At 40.6% G+C, this 17,331-nt stretch carries 17 protein-coding genes and 1 tRNA gene; 12 read left to right on the forward strand and 6 right to left on the reverse strand.

The window, feature by feature from the left end:
- Nucleotides 1-76: 76 nt before the first annotated feature.
- The 3 genes from EWE74_RS03775 to EWE74_RS03785 all read left to right on the forward strand — a co-directional run bounded on the left by EWE74_RS03775 (nt 77) and on the right by EWE74_RS03785 (nt 2,007).
- Nucleotides 77-991 (forward strand): hypothetical protein, encoded by a 915-nt coding sequence (locus EWE74_RS03775; protein WP_130140175.1) that lies wholly within the window; start codon nt 77-79, stop codon nt 989-991.
- A complete protein-coding gene (locus tag EWE74_RS03780; RefSeq protein ID WP_130140176.1) occupies nt 988-1,668 on the forward strand; it encodes an ABC transporter ATP-binding protein in 681 nt (226 codons plus the stop codon). Before EWE74_RS03775 ends, EWE74_RS03780 begins: the two co-directional genes overlap by 4 nt.
- Nucleotides 1,669-1,821: 153 nt before the next feature.
- Nucleotides 1,822-2,007 (forward strand): hypothetical protein, encoded by a 186-nt coding sequence (locus EWE74_RS03785; protein WP_130140177.1) that lies wholly within the window; start codon nt 1,822-1,824, stop codon nt 2,005-2,007.
- A gap of 47 nt (nt 2,008-2,054) precedes the next feature.
- On the opposite strand, the gene EWE74_RS03790 is transcribed toward EWE74_RS03785, so the two are convergent.
- Nucleotides 2,055-2,128 (reverse strand) — tRNA-Arg (locus EWE74_RS03790).
- Between the two features lie 167 nt (nt 2,129-2,295).
- Here EWE74_RS03790 and EWE74_RS03795 point away from each other — a divergent pair.
- Entirely contained in the window at nt 2,296-3,120 is an 825-nt protein-coding gene (locus EWE74_RS03795) for an alpha/beta fold hydrolase (protein ID WP_130140178.1), read from the forward strand.
- On the opposite strand, the gene EWE74_RS03800 is transcribed toward EWE74_RS03795, so the two are convergent.
- The gene (locus EWE74_RS03800; protein ID WP_130140179.1) at nt 3,104-3,889 is read right to left on the reverse strand and encodes a patatin-like phospholipase family protein; all 786 of its coding nucleotides are present in this window, start codon (nt 3,887-3,889) and stop codon (nt 3,104-3,106) included. The two genes, EWE74_RS03795 and EWE74_RS03800, sit on opposite strands and share 17 nt — an antisense overlap.
- A gap of 10 nt (nt 3,890-3,899) precedes the next feature.
- Nucleotides 3,900-5,354: an aminoacyl-histidine dipeptidase gene (locus tag EWE74_RS03805; protein ID WP_130140180.1), complete on the reverse strand. Its 1,455-nt coding sequence runs from the start codon at nt 5,352-5,354 to the stop codon at nt 3,900-3,902.
- Nucleotides 5,355-5,452: 98 nt separating this feature from the next.
- Between EWE74_RS03805 and EWE74_RS03810 the strand changes: the two genes are divergently transcribed.
- Nucleotides 5,453-6,052, forward strand: coding sequence for a sugar O-acetyltransferase (locus EWE74_RS03810; RefSeq protein WP_130140181.1), 600 nt, complete (start codon nt 5,453-5,455; stop codon nt 6,050-6,052).
- Here EWE74_RS03810 and EWE74_RS03815 read toward each other — a convergent pair.
- From EWE74_RS03815 to EWE74_RS03825, 3 genes are all read right to left on the reverse strand, one after another.
- On the reverse strand, nt 6,006-6,818 hold the full coding sequence (locus EWE74_RS03815) for an alpha/beta hydrolase (protein WP_130140182.1): 813 nt from the start codon (nt 6,816-6,818) through the stop codon (nt 6,006-6,008). The genes EWE74_RS03810 and EWE74_RS03815 overlap by 47 nt on opposite strands.
- A 77-nt stretch (nt 6,819-6,895) precedes the next feature.
- On the reverse strand, nt 6,896-7,558 hold the full coding sequence (locus EWE74_RS03820; protein WP_130140183.1) for a hypothetical protein: 663 nt from the start codon (nt 7,556-7,558) through the stop codon (nt 6,896-6,898).
- 58 nt (nt 7,559-7,616) lie between these two features.
- Nucleotides 7,617-8,225: a WbqC family protein gene (locus EWE74_RS03825; RefSeq protein WP_130140184.1), complete on the reverse strand. Its 609-nt coding sequence runs from the start codon at nt 8,223-8,225 to the stop codon at nt 7,617-7,619.
- 121 nt (nt 8,226-8,346) lie between these two features.
- On the opposite strand from EWE74_RS03825, the gene EWE74_RS03830 reads away from it, so the two are divergent.
- The 7 genes from EWE74_RS03830 (at nt 8,347) to EWE74_RS03860 (ending at nt 17,325) form a co-directional block, all read left to right on the forward strand.
- A complete protein-coding gene (locus EWE74_RS03830; protein WP_130140185.1) occupies nt 8,347-9,213 on the forward strand; it encodes a lysophospholipid acyltransferase family protein in 867 nt (288 codons plus the stop codon).
- Complete coding sequence (locus EWE74_RS03835; protein ID WP_130140186.1) at nt 9,210-10,241, forward strand: glycosyltransferase family 2 protein; 1,032 nt, start codon at nt 9,210-9,212, stop codon at nt 10,239-10,241. Before EWE74_RS03830 ends, EWE74_RS03835 begins: the two co-directional genes overlap by 4 nt.
- Nucleotides 10,242-10,287: 46 nt before the next feature.
- Nucleotides 10,288-12,312, forward strand: coding sequence for an NAD-dependent DNA ligase LigA (gene ligA / locus EWE74_RS03840; protein WP_130140187.1), 2,025 nt, complete (start codon nt 10,288-10,290; stop codon nt 12,310-12,312).
- A gap of 20 nt (nt 12,313-12,332) precedes the next feature.
- Nucleotides 12,333-13,211 (forward strand): 4-hydroxy-tetrahydrodipicolinate synthase, encoded by an 879-nt coding sequence (gene dapA, locus EWE74_RS03845; RefSeq protein WP_130140188.1) that lies wholly within the window; start codon nt 12,333-12,335, stop codon nt 13,209-13,211.
- 130 nt (nt 13,212-13,341) lie between these two features.
- Nucleotides 13,342-14,013 (forward strand): hypothetical protein, encoded by a 672-nt coding sequence (locus tag EWE74_RS03850; RefSeq protein WP_130140189.1) that lies wholly within the window; start codon nt 13,342-13,344, stop codon nt 14,011-14,013.
- 3 nt (nt 14,014-14,016) lie between these two features.
- On the forward strand, nt 14,017-16,041 hold the full coding sequence (locus tag EWE74_RS03855; protein ID WP_130140190.1) for a hypothetical protein: 2,025 nt from the start codon (nt 14,017-14,019) through the stop codon (nt 16,039-16,041).
- Nucleotides 16,042-16,053: 12 nt separating this feature from the next.
- On the forward strand, nt 16,054-17,325 hold the full coding sequence (locus EWE74_RS03860) for a hypothetical protein (RefSeq protein WP_130140191.1): 1,272 nt from the start codon (nt 16,054-16,056) through the stop codon (nt 17,323-17,325).
- Nucleotides 17,326-17,331: the final 6 nt, after the last annotated feature.

A 17,331-nucleotide genomic window follows, 5' to 3' on the forward strand; every position in this document is an offset into this window, starting at 1 on the left:
CTTTGCATTTTAGATCGGACGATGGTCTTGGTAGATGTTTTTTAACTTGCTATTTTAGGCAATTAAAATAAGAACAATGAAATACTACTTTCGTCTGCAATATGCTATTTTCCGACGCCAAATAGAAGATATAGGGTTTCCGTTTATAGTCGGTCTATTGCTATGCCTGTTATTATACATTGCCTTGTTTGCCGTTGCGATAAAATACCCGCAGTATGCTCCTTGGATACTCGGGTATGTATCTATTTCCCTATTATACAAGCTAGCCAATAGGGACAGAACCGATTTTCTTAAAAATATATATACAAGACAAGGGTTCTTGACCATAAGATTTGCTGAAAATATAGGTTGTATTCTGCCCTTTATACCCATAGCTATTTATGGAAGGGAGTGGTTGCTAGTCATACTCCTTCTTTTATTGGGTATGATATTTACCATTATTTCCATTAAAAGGATAGCAACCCGAAATATACCAACCCCCTTTCGTAGTTCCGCATTTGAGTTTATTATTTTATTCCGTCGCCTTTGGTTGTTATTGATTATCTGTTATGCGCTTGCGGTTATAAGTTTATATTTTGAAAATATTAATCTTCCAGTAGTATTATTAGGGATTACTGTTCTGATCGCTTTAGGCGCTTACGACATTATCGAAGATGAATATATCGTATGGAATAACGCGCTGTCAGCATCCCGTTTTATTACATATAAAATACGTACAGGAAGTATCCAATTAAGCCTATTAATTGCACCATTCATCTTATTATTGCTGCTATTTGGTATGCCCATATTTCTTTGGGGAATTCTTTGTTGGGTTAGTGGACTATTGTTGCTCATACTCGTAATATTGATGAAATATGCCGCTTATCCACGTCGTATCGGAATAACGGAAACTATTGCATGTATGATCATCGTCATGCTCCCCATACTTTTAGTAGCAGCCTACCCTTATTATTATAAAAATGCTATTCAAAACCTAAAACAATATTTATGATTACTATCCGCAACCTACATAAATCTTATGGCAAACATCAGATTTTAAAAGATTTACATATCGATTTTTTACCAGGAAAAGTTTATGGAATTGTGGGCGCTAACGGCGCCGGTAAGACTACATTTTTCCGTTGCCTAGCGGGAATGGAAAAATATGACGGGCATATTACCGCTGACCTTCAGCCACTCAAAGACCACATCGGCTATCTCCCTTCCGAAATCTTTTTTCTTCCTAAAATTACCGGTAAAGAATATCTTGCATTACTGATGGAAGCCCGTAATAAAAAACCGCAGAACCTCAACAAGCAGAATATTTTTGACCTACCGTTAGATCAATATGTAAGCAGTTATTCGACTGGTATGAAAAAGAAGCTGGGGATTTTGGGCGTACTATTGCAAAATAATCATATATATATTCTCGACGAACCTTATAATGGGCTGGATTTTCAAAGCAGTCTTTTTTTAACAGATATTATCCACCGTTTACGTTCTAAAGACAGGACGGTGATCCTATCTTCCCATATTTTTGGTTCATTAGCCGAAACTTGTGATTCAATTACTTTGTTAAGTAACGGTAAGTTTAGTGTCTTTGCGAATAAGGAGAGCTTCCCCGAATTGCAACGTCAAATTACGGGCGAATTATTACATAAAAACTTAAATGATATCTTTCCACTATAAAATACCAAAACCAATCGGATCCAATGCAGAAGCAGGCAGCATATGGTGCTATCAACTATTTTTGGAAAAAATTACCGTTAGGTTTTCGTTTTATCATCTAGCGATAAAAACCTTTCGGGCATAAATATTGTTTAAATATCAAAAAACGAAACCATGAATGTAAAACGGATATTTGGAACGATACTAACTATTTTAGGTATTATTGGATTAATCTACACGGGCTACGAACTGATTAATCAAAATACCGACTACATATCACTGATTGTTATTGGTGCTATTGCGTTGATCTTTTTCTTCTCGGGGATAGGTCTTGTAAAAAATACAAAGGACGCGGCGTAAACTCGATTCTGAAATATAAAATAAAGATAATCAAGGTAAGAAAAAAGTGCGCTTGAAGGGAGTCGAACCCCTAACCTCCTGATCCGTAGTCAGGTGCTCTATCCAATTAAGCTACAAGCGCGGACTTTTTATGTCGATAACAACAATTGTTTGTTGTTTTTGGTGATGCAAATATCGCCACTTTTTCCTGTTTTCCAAATTATTTTGAGAAAAAAGATACACTAAATGTAGCAATGGTATGTATATTGCTGATTAAAAAATAATTACATTCGTATTAAATTTATCAACATGACCGAACGCTTAATAAAAAGCAATAAAATCCGCATTGGAGATATCAGTATCTCCTATTATATTAAAAAATCAACGACTACGTCATCCAAAACCATTATATTTTTACATGGGTTCCCCTTTAATAAAAATATGTGGCGCGACCAATTGCAGGCATTGCCTGAAGATATTACGGGAATTGCATTAGATATTCGTGGACATGGTCTCTCAACGAGCGGACATAGCTTTTTTTCCATCGATGTTTTTGCAAAAGATATAAGGGTATTTATGGAGAAACTGGATGTCGAACAAGCGACGTTATGTGGCATTTCCATGGGTGGATATATTGCGCTGCGTGGCTACCAACTATTTCCCGAAAAGATATCGGGTCTCATTTTAGCCGATACGCACAGCAAAGCGGATACCAACGCCGGAAAACAAAAGCGATTTGATAGCATACAAGCCGTCCTTAACCACGGACGCCGACCATTCTCTATTGGTTTCGTAGAAAATGTATTTTCAGCAGATAGTATACAAGAAAAACTGGAAGCAGTCGAGTATATTAAAAGTGCCATTCGCCGAAACAGCGTGCGGAGCATCTGTTCTACATTGTTGGCACTAGCTGCTAGAACAGACACCAGCGACACCTTAAAAGACATCAGCGTTCCCACGCTCCTGATCCGCGGTAGTGACGACCGGATTACTTCCGCCCAGGATATGAAGGATTTAGAAGAGGCTATTCCAAATGCCCGATTTAAAGAAATTGCCGCATGTGGACATTTACCCAATCTGGAAGCACCAGAAGAATTTAATCGGGTGATCAACGAATTTATGGACGAGGTTTAATTGCGCTGCGTGCTAATTCGTACCCCATATCGATCAATTCAGCAGAACGGTGAAATTCCCATATATCGGCAGCATTATGTGGCACAGAGACGGTGTAATCGGGCTCATGAAGTGCTAACATCAAGGTGCTTAATTGACGTCTCATCGCATAATACGATGCAAACAATAACGTTCGCGCCGTAAAATTTTGGGTGACAGTTGTTTTATCTTTAATAGGCATCCCATCCAAGTTTACGGCAATGGTTAAGTTTCTTTTTTTAGCTACATGATTAAGTGGCAGTGGGTTTAAAACCCCTCCATCCACTAAAAAACTATTCTCCGCGGCTACCGCAGTAAAAACCCCTGGAATAGCGATAGATGCCCGTATTGCTGCATAAATACTTCCTTCGCGGAACACCACTTCCCGTTCATTTTCCAGATCAGTGGCGACAGCCGTATAGGTTAACGCCAGATCCTCTATGTTGACGTCATCAAACACCTCATGCAACGTGTTCAAAACGCGCTCACCTTTCAACAGACCATAGCGTGGATTGGTAAAATCCATTAATTTGAAAACCTGTCCCCGGGTCAGCGTTTTCATCCATTCTCCTAGTTCATGCAGGCGATTACTAGCGTATGCACCACCCACGAGCGCGCCGATGGAACAGCCAACAATTTCGTCAATTTCGTAACCCTGCTCTTCCAACCATTGGATAACACCAATATGGGCGATACCTCGAGCACCACCTCCTCCCAGCACCAAGGAAACTTTCTTTCGTCTTTTTAGCATTATAATCGTGTTATTTCATTGGAATCTCCTTCAAGATCTCCAATAAAAACGTCCAAAACTTCTGAACGGACGATATGGATACACGCTCTTGTGGAGAATGTGCTCCTAAAATCGTCGGGCCAAAAGAGATCATGTCCATCTCCGGATAATGACTCCCTAATATCCCGCATTCCAACCCGGCATGGCAAGCGACAACATGGGGTTCTTCGCCGAATAAACTCGTGTAGGTTGATCGGAGCACGTCCAGGATTTTCGAATCGGGGTTTGGTGTCCAGCCCGGATAGTCACCGGAGAAGGTAACCTCCGCATCCATTAGTTCGAAGCAACATTTTAAGGTATTTGCTAAATCAACTTTTGATGATTCCACCGAAGAACGCGTGAGACATTTGACAGAAATCTTTCCCTTCCCTATCTTGACACGCGCTATATTATTGGACGTTTCCACCAGATTATCGAAATCAGCACTCATGCGATAAACACCATTTGGCGTAGCATAGAGCGTTTGAATCAATTTTGTCTGCACCGCTATCGGTAACACGTCATCAGATGACGTTTCATAACGTTCCAGCACAATTTCAAGATGCTCATCCACGGTTGCAAATTCTTGCTTTATCGCTGCGCTTTCTTGTTCTATTACCGATAAAAGCAGTTCCGTTGTTGTTTCTTCGGCAGCGAAGATGGCCATACTCTCTCTTGGGATAGCATTGCGTAATCCTCCCCCATCAATACTAGACAACCGGATATCCAACGGTAATAAGCTATACAACAAACGGTTAATTATTTTATTAGCATTACCCAATCCTTTATGGATTTCCATCCCTGAATGTCCGCCATGCAACCCTTTCACGGTTAGCCTATAGTAAACCAAATCAGCCGCACTTGTTTCCGGTATATATGTACGACGAGCCGTCACATCCACCCCACCAGCACAACCAATGTCGATTTCATTATCGTCTTCAGTATCAAGATTCAACAGCACCTCACCTTCTAGCAGACTACCCTGCAATCCTTTTGCGCCTGTCATTCCCGTTTCTTCATCTATAGTAAACAGGGCTTCAATAGCAGGGTGAGGAATAGATTCTGATGCTAGAACCGCCATGATTGCCGCTACACCTATACCATTATCTGCACCCAATGTCGTACCATGTGCTTTCACCCATCCGTTTTCTATAAACATAGAGATTCCCTGCGTGTCAAAATCAAAATCCGTATCGTTATTCTTCTGATGCACCATATCTAAATGAGATTGTAATACAACCGTCTTGCGGGTTTCCATACCAGCAGTAGCCGCTTTACGGATAATCACATTGCCCACCTTATCTTGTATCGTATCCAATCCTAAACGGGCGCCGAAATCCAACATAAACTGAATAACATGCTCTTCCTTCTTCGATGCCCGGGGAATGGCATTTAACGCTTCAAAATATTGCCAAACCGGTTTGGGCTCTATTTGTTCTAATATCATGTTTGCTGTTTTCTTTCAAAATTAACGAATTTTATGGAATACCTCTCTTTCAGGCATCAATTCTTAAAAAGCAGAAAAAATACGTACATTTAATTAAAATGAAGAAAACAGAAAAAGAAAAAATGATTGCGGGGGAGTTTTACCAAGCAATGGGAAAAGAGTTAATGGAAGAACGGCAATATGCCAAAGAACAACTTTTTCAGTATAACAATCTCGAACCGTCCAAAATAAAAGCACGAAATCAAATTTTAAAAAAGCTATTTGGCAAAACCACCAGCCGTTTTTTTATCGAGCCTCCGTTTCGTTGTGATTACGGTTACAATATATATCTGGGAGACAATTTCTATGCGAATTACAATCTGATCATTCTGGATTGTGCGCCTGTCTATATTGGTGACAATGTGATGATAGGTCCAAATGTATCACTTTTCACTGCCGGGCATCCAGTACATCCAGAGCCTCGTACAGCCGGTTGGGAATTTGCCAAACCTATCGCTATTGGTGATAACGTCTGGATTGGTGGGCATACCGTCATAAATCCCGGTGTGACCATTGGGAAAAATACAGTGATCGGCTCGGGATCGGTGGTTACCAAAAATATCCCCGAAAATGTGGTTGCGGCAGGAAATCCCTGCCGGGTGATTCGGGAGATTACCGACGCAGATCGGACAACCGCTTTATTTCCTGAAGTAAAATAGGAAGACCAGGGTACACCATGCCATGATTATATCCTTGGAACTCGAGAAGTGTGGTGTGCTTGTGTCCAACAATGGATAGCATCCGTTTTAAGTAGGCATTTTCTTCATAACGGCCGAGCATTTCCAATTCACGGTCACCCGTCAGCAATACGATGGGAGGAGCATCCTTCCGTACCCAAAACAAGGGTGCTAACTCGTCAATCGTTGGCTGCTCCTCCTTGATACCCTGCTCGTTACGCGCTGTAAAATGCGTAATGGTCTGTGCACTGAATGGAATAATTCCGGCAAATTGGTCCGCATCCACGCCTTCTGCCGCTAAATACGTCTTGTTCAACGTTAGCATCAGCGCGAGGTAACCGCCTGCCGAATGACCAGAAATAAACATTTTATCGATATCTCCGTTGTATTTACGGGCATTTTTCATCACAAAGGATGTTGCCTTTGCTGCATCCCGAATGATATCTTCTACCTTCACCTTCGGGGAAAATCTATAGCCTACACCGACGACCACAAGACCCTTTTCTTTTAAAAACGTAGGTATTTCTTTTCCACCGCCCGTCAATCCGCCACCATGAAACCAGAGTACAACCGGTACATTATCACCTGAAGCAGGATAATGTATATCCAATTTACATTGTTCTTTCGCATAATCTGATGCCGTTTCATCGACATAGCTTATATTTTCAACCGTTTCATAGCGAATCTCCTGTGTATAGCCTATAGAGCCAATCCCTATCGATATAAAAAGTAAAATCAAAAGTCTCATAGTATAATTTTGTATTGAATGATGAAATTAAGAAAACTTGGCTAAAATAAGATAATTTACGGCGTAATAGATAGATATTAATCTTTATAGGTATCAATGCCAATGACGCCTGTGACTTTTTCACTTAAACTGGTGATATCAGATTTTAATCCAACCATAACCGTTAAGAACTGTATAGAATTTCCCTCCATTTTTCTAAAATTGTACATATACCCTATTTCTCCGCCAATGAAAAAACCAGGAAATTTGTAATCAGCGCCCATTCCAATCTTTGCAGCCGCTGTCAATGAATATTTATTAGACATTCGGAATTGTTCATTTACGACATTCCCTCTAGGTTCCACTATCAATCCCGCTACCGGCCCAATATACGCAAAGGTATTTAGCCGTCTATATTGATGTCTTCTTCCCGCCGCCAGACTCAGCATATAGAAATTCGTCCGACCATTCTCTATCATATAGTTGTATTTCGGATCTGCTTGTTGTTGATCATAACGAAATGTCAACATGTAAAGCGTAGGGCTAAGAAAATAACGACTGTCTTTTAAAGCAATATCGAGTCCGGCGCTTCCTGAAAACAGCTTTGTTCCCAGTACGTTCTTTGATTTCCCCAATGGAAAAGAAAGCCCTGTTCCACCCATATAGTAAATCTTACGATAGTGCAAACTATCTGCATCTGTTTGTGCGGATACTAAAAAACAGCCTGTACAGAGCAAAACAAAGGTCAACAAAATTCTCATGAAACGGATATATCTGTCTTTAGAACAATCAACCACTCTGAAATGTTTTGCGAGGGGACTATAAGTAACTTTTACTTTGCGGCCCTTGATTAAACAACAGATCTACCACACTGAGATCCGGCAAAAAGCCATGCTTATCTTTAAACACCTGATAGTATGGTTCAGGGTTCATTAAAAGACTAGGTTTCTTCGGATGAATAGCCTCCCTATAGTCCAAGTGCTCTACGCGAGATGTATACGTCTCCGTGAATCCCAAGGAACGGTTTATTTTCATGCACTTCAGAAGCAGCTGTAATTGCTCGATATTAAAATCGAATAGAAAATCATGCTTTTGTTCGTAAAATCGCACAAAATCATCCTCATAATATTCAAAATAAGCCGAACTACGATAGGCCGTCTGGATACTTAGCCAGTGTAAACGTTGCCAGTTAAAGTCATAATTAATCCGAATATCTTTCATCGGAACATGCTCTTTTCTCCCGTGTATAATGGGAACTATAAGATCTAAAACACCATTTGCTGTTGCTATCTTGGCCCGCGTCCTATACGTCTGCTTAGGGAAATGTTCAAATCGTTCCACTATAAGTGGCTGTTCACTTTGTTGGATAATATGAAAATAACTGACAGGAGGTAAATAAAAAGCCGGTAAAAGCAACTGTGATTCCATGTATTTTAACTAATTTAGACAAATTTAAACTTATTTCAGGAATTTCCGCTAAAAATAAGTTCCTATTGGCAGCGGAGATTTATATAAATTTGTAACTTATTCTGGAGAATTGACCGTATTCATGAAGAAAAAAAGCATAGATGTATCCCTATATATACTCTCGTTATTACCTTTCTGGGTATTGTATGGTATATCCGATGGGTTGTACTATCTTCTTTTCTATATTATTCGATATCGCAAAGATGTGGTCTTGGACAATTTAAAAAATGCTTTTCCGGAAAAATCGGACGGCGAGCGGTATCAGGTAGCCAAGAAATTCTATCGCTTTTTTCCAGATTTAGTGGTTGAAGCGGTTAAAATGCGAACGATGTCTGCGAAGCAGGTATTACGACGTATAGAGCTCCTTAATCCGGAAGAGGTATATCGACATTTTGCGCAAAATAAGGGTGTTATCGGTGTAACGGCACATTACGGAAATTGGGAATTGGGCATATATCGCTTATCGCTCATGACAGATCATCCCCGGCTGGTAATTTATAAACCGCTTAATGACAAAGCTTTCAACGAGGTTTACAATGGACTGCGTAGCCGTTTCGGAGCGATCATGGTTCCCATGAAACAAATTTTGCGTCATATCGTACGATTAAAAAACACCCCACATATCAGTATGTTTGTCGCCGACCAAACACCAACGTATCAAGATTCTGACTATTTCATGGAATTCTTACATCAGGAAACATTGGTGTATACCGGTACCGAACGTATTGCTCGATTAACTAAAAATCCGATTGTTTATTGCCATATTGGACGCAAGGAAAAGCGCGGGCATTATTTTTGTAAATTCACCACTTTGGTAGAACACCCAGACGATTATCAGACGCATGAAATCACACAGCTGCATAATCGTTTTACGGAACAAATTATTAAAGAACAGCCAGAATATTGGCTGTGGACACATAGACGTTGGAAAAGAAAACGCAGAATATGACACATTATCCCAAAGTCGCCGTTGTTATCTTGAACTGGAACGGGAAGTTTTTCTTAGAGAAATTTCTTCCCTATGTATATAATAGCACCTATCCTAATATCGAGTTTATTATTGGAGACAATGGTTCTACAGATGATTCTGTAGCCTTTGTCCGCCAGACGTATCCCTCTATCAAAATTATTAAAAACGATCAGAACTACGGTTTCGCTGGTGGATATAATGAGATATTACGGTATGTGGAAGCAGATTACTATGTCCTTTTAAATTCCGATGTCGAAGTCACGCCGAATTGGATAGAACCGGTGATTCATTATTTAGAAACCGAACCGGGTATGGTCGCCGCGCAACCCAAAATTCTCGCCTATCATGACAAGACTACCTTCGAACATGCCGGTGCCGCCGGTGGATTTATCGACTCACTGGGCTATCCTTTCTGCCGGGGCAGAATACTCCACGAGGTGGAACAAAATCAGCAGCAATACAATGATAATCGGGAAATTTTCTGGGCGACAGGTGCCGCTTTATTTATCCGCGCCGATGTATGGCGAGAATCTGGCGGCTTCGATGACGATTTTTTTGCCCATATGGAAGAAATCGACTTGTGCTGGCGACTTAAGCGGATGGGCTATCGTATAGGATACGTGGCTAATTCTACCGTATACCATGTAGGTGGGGGAACATTAAAAACGAGCAATCCTAAAAAGACCTACCTCAACTTCCGTAATAATCTGTTGATGGTGCAAAAGAATGCGGGATTTTTCGCCTGCTGGTGGGTTATATTTGTACGTTTGTGGCTAGATTTGCTGGCCTTGATTAAGTTTCTGATGGATGGTAAGCCACGTGATGCCTGGGCCATCAGTAGAGCACATCAATACCTTTTTATCAACCTCTTTAAGACTGCTAAAAAGAGGAAACGCTATGCCACAAAAGAAAACCAAACCGGATTATATAAAAAGTCTATTATTTGGGATTTTTATGTAAATAAGATACGGAAGTTTTCGCAATTGAATAACAGAGATTTTTATTGATGTTTAATTTTGCGCATACACCTAAATTTATCTAGTTTTGTCCACTATGTTTGCAGATATTCAGGAAAAAATAACGCAGCTGACACAAGAGCTCAACGAATATAATTATCAATATTATGTGTTGGCTAATTCCCTTATATCCGATTACGATTTTGACATCAAGCTGAAAGAATTAGAGGAGCTAGAGAAACAATATCCGCAATTTAAGGATCCCAACTCTCCCACCCAAAAAGTAGGCGGAGATATTACGCATAAATTCAATACCATAAAACATCGGTGGCCGATGCTATCGTTAGGAAATACCTATAATGAACAGGAATTGCGTGATTTTGACGAACGTGTACGCAAGATTGTGGGAGATCATGTACAGTACGTCTGTGAACTAAAGTTTGATGGCCTTTCGATTTCCATCACGTATGAGCAAGGTAAGCTCGTCCGCGCTGTAACCCGCGGTGATGGGACACAGGGCGATGAAGTTACCAATAACGTCAAAACAATCCGGAGTATTCCCCATTCCTTGAAGAAGAATAGCTACCCCGACCTGTTTGAAATACGCGGCGAAATATTTATGCATCACGCGGCTTTCGAAAGGCTAAATAAGAAACGGGAAGAGAACGGTGAACAAACCTATGCGAACCCACGCAATTTTGCGTCGGGCACCATAAAATTACAAGATCCGAAAGAAGTTGCTAAGCGTCCACTAGATTGTTTTCTCTATTTTTTGTATGCCGACCAACGAAACCGAATTTTCGACAGTCATTGGGATAGTATACAAGCTGTTAAAAGTTGGGGATTTCCCATATGTGAGCATACGAAATTGTGTCAGAATATAGATGAAATACTGGTTTTTATCAACTTCTGGGAAGAGATGCGTCATCAGTTGACCTATGATATCGACGGTATCGTTATTAAGGTGAACGATTACGCCCAGCAGGAAGAACTCGGTTTTACTGCGAAATCACCACGTTGGGCCATTTCCTATAAGTACAAAGCGGAACGGGTAGAGACATTATTGAAGAATATCACCTATCAAGTCGGTCGTACCGGCGCAGTTACCCCTGTAGCTAACTTGGAACCTGTCCTACTGGCAGGAACGACCGTGAAACGGGCTTCCCTCCATAATGCTAATGAAATAGCGCGATTAGATTTGCATGAGGGTGATACAGTATACGTTGAAAAAGGGGGTGAAATTATTCCGAAAGTAATTGGCGTAAACAATGAAAAGCGTGCTGTGGGCACCTCCCCTATTGTATATCCAACAGCATGTCCGGAGTGTGGGACTACACTCGTAAGACAAGAAGGAGAAGCCGTGCATTATTGCCCTAATGAAACCGGATGTAAACCACAAATTGTCGGTAAGTTACAACACTTTATCGGCCGAAAAATGATGGACATACAAGGTATGGGTAATGAAACCATAGAGACTTTTTATTCGCTCGGCCTGTTACACAATATCAGTGATATCTATTCGCTAAAGGAGCATCGGGAAGAACTGAAAACCCTCGAACGATTCGGAGAAAAGTCTATTGAAAACATGTTGGCAGGTATAGAGAATTCGAAGAATAAACCATTTGAAAAGGTACTCTTCGCGCTAGGTATCCGTCATGTTGGGGAAACTATTGCAAAAAAATTAACTTTGCATTTCAAAAGTTTGGATAACTTAGCGAAAGCTAATATAGAGGACATCGCCAATGTGAAAGATATTGGGATAAGGATTGCGGAGAGTGTTTATTATTATCTTCACGACGAGCAGCATATACAGGAAATTAACAAGCTAAAGGCGACAGGGCTGCAGTTTGAGATAGAAGAACAGGAGATTGTATTGGCAGGCGATAATTTAGCGGGTAAGACATTTCTTATTTCCGGTGTATTTGCTGATTTTTCCAGGGAAGAGTTGGCAGCGCTTATCGAATCGCACGGTGGAAAAATGTTATCCTCAATCTCTGCAAAGCTGAATTACTTGGTGGCGGGTGATAAAATGGGACCATCAAAATTGGCCAAGGCAGAGAAATTGAAAATACCCATTATCTCCGATAAAGAAATAGTGGAAATGATTGAACAGAATACATAAATAATATATATCGTAATACCATGAATGAGCTTCGAGGAGCGGGTGTCGCATTGATTACACCTTTTAATACAGATGGAACAGTTGATTATGAATCGTTAGGCAATCTAATCGATTATCAAATCAAGGAGGGTATGGACTATTTGGTTGTTTTAGGCACCACAGGTGAAACAGCTACACTACTTGCAGAGGAGCGAAAACAGGTTTGGGAATTTGTGGCTAAACGAGTTGAGGGACGCCTGCCGTTAATCGCCGGTATTGGTGGCAATAATACACAGGAAATTGTAAAACAAGTCGATCAATTCAATATAGACGGCTATTGTGCTATCCTCTCCGTTTCTCCTTATTATAACAAGCCTACACAAGAGGGTATATATCAACATTATAAAGCTATTTCCGCAGTCTCGAAATTACCGATCATATTGTACAATGTGCCGGGCAGGACAGGCAGCAATATTGCCCCGGCTACCGCTATTCGTTTGGCTACAACATGCGATAATATAATCGCGATCAAAGAAGCTTCGGGCAATTTTGCGCAATTCAGCGAAATTATGCGTGACAAGCCGGCAGACTTTTTATTGATTTCGGGGGATGACCCTGTTACGTTGCCCATGATGGCGTTAGGGGCTGTAGGTGTAATTTCTGTGGTCGGCAATGCCTATCCTAAAAAAATGGCTACCTTGGTCCATGCCTGTTCCAGTGGTGATTATGCCGCTGCACGCGACATACATAACACTTTGTTAAAGATCACGGATTTATGTTTTGTAGAAAGTAATCCCTGCGGCGTGAAATACATCCTAAAAAAACAAGGCATTATTGCAACAGATGCGGTTCGACTGCCGTTAGTACCTGTAGGGCCACAAACCCAGCAAGCGGTTGAAAAGGAAATGGATTACGTGTAGACAAAAAACGAGGGGTAAAAAGTAGACGAATCTCTACAATATATATACATCGCAAAAATCCCTGATTCTAGGGATTTTTTGCTATCAACTAATTTCTATCTTTGGATGAAGAAAGATAACGGTTAGGACGATGAGAAAATATATGGGTGTATTGCTCGTGATAGGTTGTTTAACACTGAGCAGCTGTTTTGATTTGGTTGAACAGATTGATATGAACCACAAGGGTGCGGGTACGATCAAAGCGACATTAAATCTGAGCAAGAGCCGTACAAAGGTTGCTTCACTTATGAAGATGAAGCAGTTTAACGGTATTGATATTCCTTCGGAAACAACCATTAAGCAGGAAATGGCACAAGTTGTCCGAACACTTAAATCGACATCAGGAATCAGTGATGTACAATATAATCTTGATTTCCAAAATTATATCGCCACACTATCTTGCCATTTTGAAAACGTACAGGCCTTAAATGATTTCAGTAAGACATTGTCCGGTCAGTTCAAAACCCAGATTACGAGCTATAATAGCTATCAATACGACCGTGCTTCACAAACATTTTCACGTTCCTACACGTACACCCCAAACTTGGCAAAGGAATTTTCTAAAGTTCCAAACGACGATAGAGACCTTTTTGCCGATGCCTACTACACTAATATTATTCGCTTTGACAAAAATATACAATCCCAAAGCCACAAAAATGCAAAAATATCTGCCAATAAACAGGCGGTCTTTTTAAAGGTAAAAGCAACCGATCTGATTAATGGATCTACCAGTCTAACAAACACAATCACACTCGTAAAATAGAAAATGAAATTTCAAAAAAGTTATATTGCTACATTAGTAGGTTTGTCCATAGCCGCTACCAGTTACGGACAGCAAGATCTTATCCAACAAGTACCCGAAAATGCATCGTTTGTTGTGGTTATCAATAACCAAGCTATTGTCAAACATAGCTCTTTCGAAAAGATAAATGAAGTATTGGAAAAGCTTGGCGCATTTGATGATATCGGCAATCAAGATGTACCGATCGAGCGTATCCATGACCTTGACTTATCATACGACAGAAGTGCGTATATCTACAAATCAGATACGGATAGTTCTTACTATACAGGTATTCTTCTCCCCTTAAAGGCGGGACATCAGATAGGAACAAATCTCTTTAGCAAGCTTTCTCCGTTTCCAGCCTCACAGGGTTATGAGCGTCGCGTCAGTACCGATGGAAAAACACAAGTTGCTTGGAATGATCACAGTGTTCTTATATTGACTGGCGACGCACGCCGTTATTATTTCGATACTGATTCCGTTGCACAACGATACGGCATAGATTTACCGACTTACGATAAAGCTAATACATGGCTTGATTACCCATATGATGTAGTACCGGATACGGCCAATGTGGAAGATATGGCTGACGCCGCTGCAGATGCTGCCTATACGATAACAGATACTGTCGAAAGAGCATGGCAAGCCTATGATTTCGAAGTAGATACGGCTTACCTTGTGGATACTATTCCTGATAATTTACATATAGATTTCCCGCCGCCTGCGCTAGAAACCGAGGAAACCCACGTATACAGTGATTATCCCGTTTATGATACCTATTCAGATTCCACCTATCAAAAGGAAATGGCTCGAAATGCGAAAAATGACTCCCTGCGTAATGCTGCTTTTGCATCGTGGCTTGCGCAAGATTTTGATCGTTACCTCCACCCTGCTCAAAATGCGACTTCACATAAATTTTTAAACAAGTTTGACAAGAAAAATACCCTAGTCCATTTTTGGTCCAGGAATATGATGAGTCTTTACAGCCAGTCCATACCTTATTACATGCCGACTATGCAGTATGCGTTTGTCAATCAAATGGAGAAACTCGCCTACGGATACCAAGACATTGTACTCAATTTAGTACAAGATAAACATACCCTAAAATTACAAGGGTCGTTCGGTTTAGATAAGGAAATGGAGCGCATGATCAAACCCATATACAAAAACAAGATGAACCGTAAGTTTGCACGTTACATACCCGAAAAGCATATTGGGTATATGTCGTTGAACTTCAATTCCGAGGCCTACCTAAAGAACTTCCCGCTCATGATGGAGCAACTATATGGATCCACGATGTACTTTTCCTTTGGCGAGGTAGCGGGCATAGTAGCAACAGCTTTAGAAATCGCCCTGGATGAGAAAGCTATTGCGAATGTTATGGGCGGCGATCACGTCCTGTTCATCAATGAAATGAAAAAAGTAGAAAAAGAATATATCGACTATCAGTACGACGAAAACACCTTTGATTATAAGGAGATAAAGAAGACAAAAGATGATTATATTCCTACTTTCTTGTGGATGTTTACCTCAGCAGACCAGCGTATCTATAAAAAGATCTTGAAACTAGGCGAATCCAAAGAGAAAGTAACACAAACCGAAGGTATCTATCGTATCGCAGACAAGCCGAGCGATGAAATCATATATGCACTGTTTAAGGATAACATGGTATTTGTAAGCAATGATGAGGAGCAACTCTCCGCCATCCGAACAAATCGCTTTCCGGCTTCACGGGACAAACATATTAAAAAGCAGATTTTCTCCAATACGATGACAGCCGTTACGCATCTTTCCGAAATTCCGGAAACGATTAATAGATTAGGAATACCCGTTATAAAGCGTTGGGATCACTTGGTGAACAATCTGTCGGCATACGGTGATGTCACGATCACTGCACAAGGGAACAAAAAAGGCAGAATAACCGGAGAGATGGCAGTCGATTTCCCTCAACAAGAAACAAATGCGTTACAATATCTTTTACAAGAACTGTTAAAGACGATCGATAAATAATATACAGCATTGATGAAACGTACAATATGGATTTTTGTGGTGGTACTGGTTATAACAGCCGGTACCATCATCGCCTTATACCTATCCCGGAAAAACCAGGCACTTGATCAGTATGTACATCCCAATAGCCAAGCTGTTGTATCCATCGCAGTGGATGATTTATTACTGGACAACATGTCCCAATTCTTTAAACGCCGGACGGATAGTATCGTACCGGCGTCTGGTTTATTAGATATGGAAAGCTGGTGGAGATCCGGAATACATATACCTGCTCAAATCCATTTTTTCACCCTGAAAGATAATCCGCTAACATTTTTTACGATTCAAAAAATAGCAAAACCTGAAAAATGGGATGCTTTTTTAAAAGAACATTGTATAGATTCTGTCCAGGTTATGGAAGATGCCGGGCAGCGCTTATCTTTCGCCCATCTCGCTTCTAACACGGACGTGTTGTATGATGATCAATACCTGCTGCTTCGTTTAACAGCCACGAAACAGGAAGAAGACAACGTGATGCAGGCCATATGGGAAGCGATGAATAATTGGGTATACGTAAGCGATTTTGACTTTCTTCCTGCTGAAAATTCAAAAGCACATATCGCTTACCGTCACACCGATGGAACATTTCAACTCTTTGCCGATGTATCTGACGGTCATGTCGCACTTTCTGGCGATTGGCACTTGACGACGGATGCTCCTGTCATTTCCAAAATACGAAAACAAGAGACAAATAACACGTTTATATCGCTATGGAGTACGCTGTCCCCTACCGAAACACCTTTTATCACCAGATCCTTATCTATTTTCTCGGATGTCGAATCCGATATGTGGGTCAACCACTCATACGATTATGTAGACCTATTTATCAGCTCCGATATCACGACACAGCAAGATACGATTATCACCTATGATTATGATGCGGATTTTAACAGTGTCGAAAAAAAGGAGATACAGGAAATCCATGTACCCGTTATTGAAAACGTATGGAAAGGAGATACACAATTAGCAGCGGCTTTACCCGAAAAATTATTGTATCGGTTTTACAAGGATGTTCAGGATAGCCTCATTATACTGTCTACAAAAAAGGATTCCGAATTTACACCCGTGTTTGTCTCTGCAGCGAGTCCATTTCATCTAACGGTAGATTTTCGTAATCTACCATCGTCTTGGAATAATATGCTGCATCCATTACAAGAACAGGTATTTCAAATAGCGGTTGAAACATCTATAATAGAGAAGAAGACGTTAGGTATCACGGGGAGTATACGATACGCAGAAAAGTAACCGTTT

The organism is Sphingobacterium corticibacterium, from assembly GCF_004208525.1.
GTDB lineage: Bacteria > Bacteroidota > Bacteroidia > Sphingobacteriales > Sphingobacteriaceae > Sphingobacterium > Sphingobacterium corticibacterium.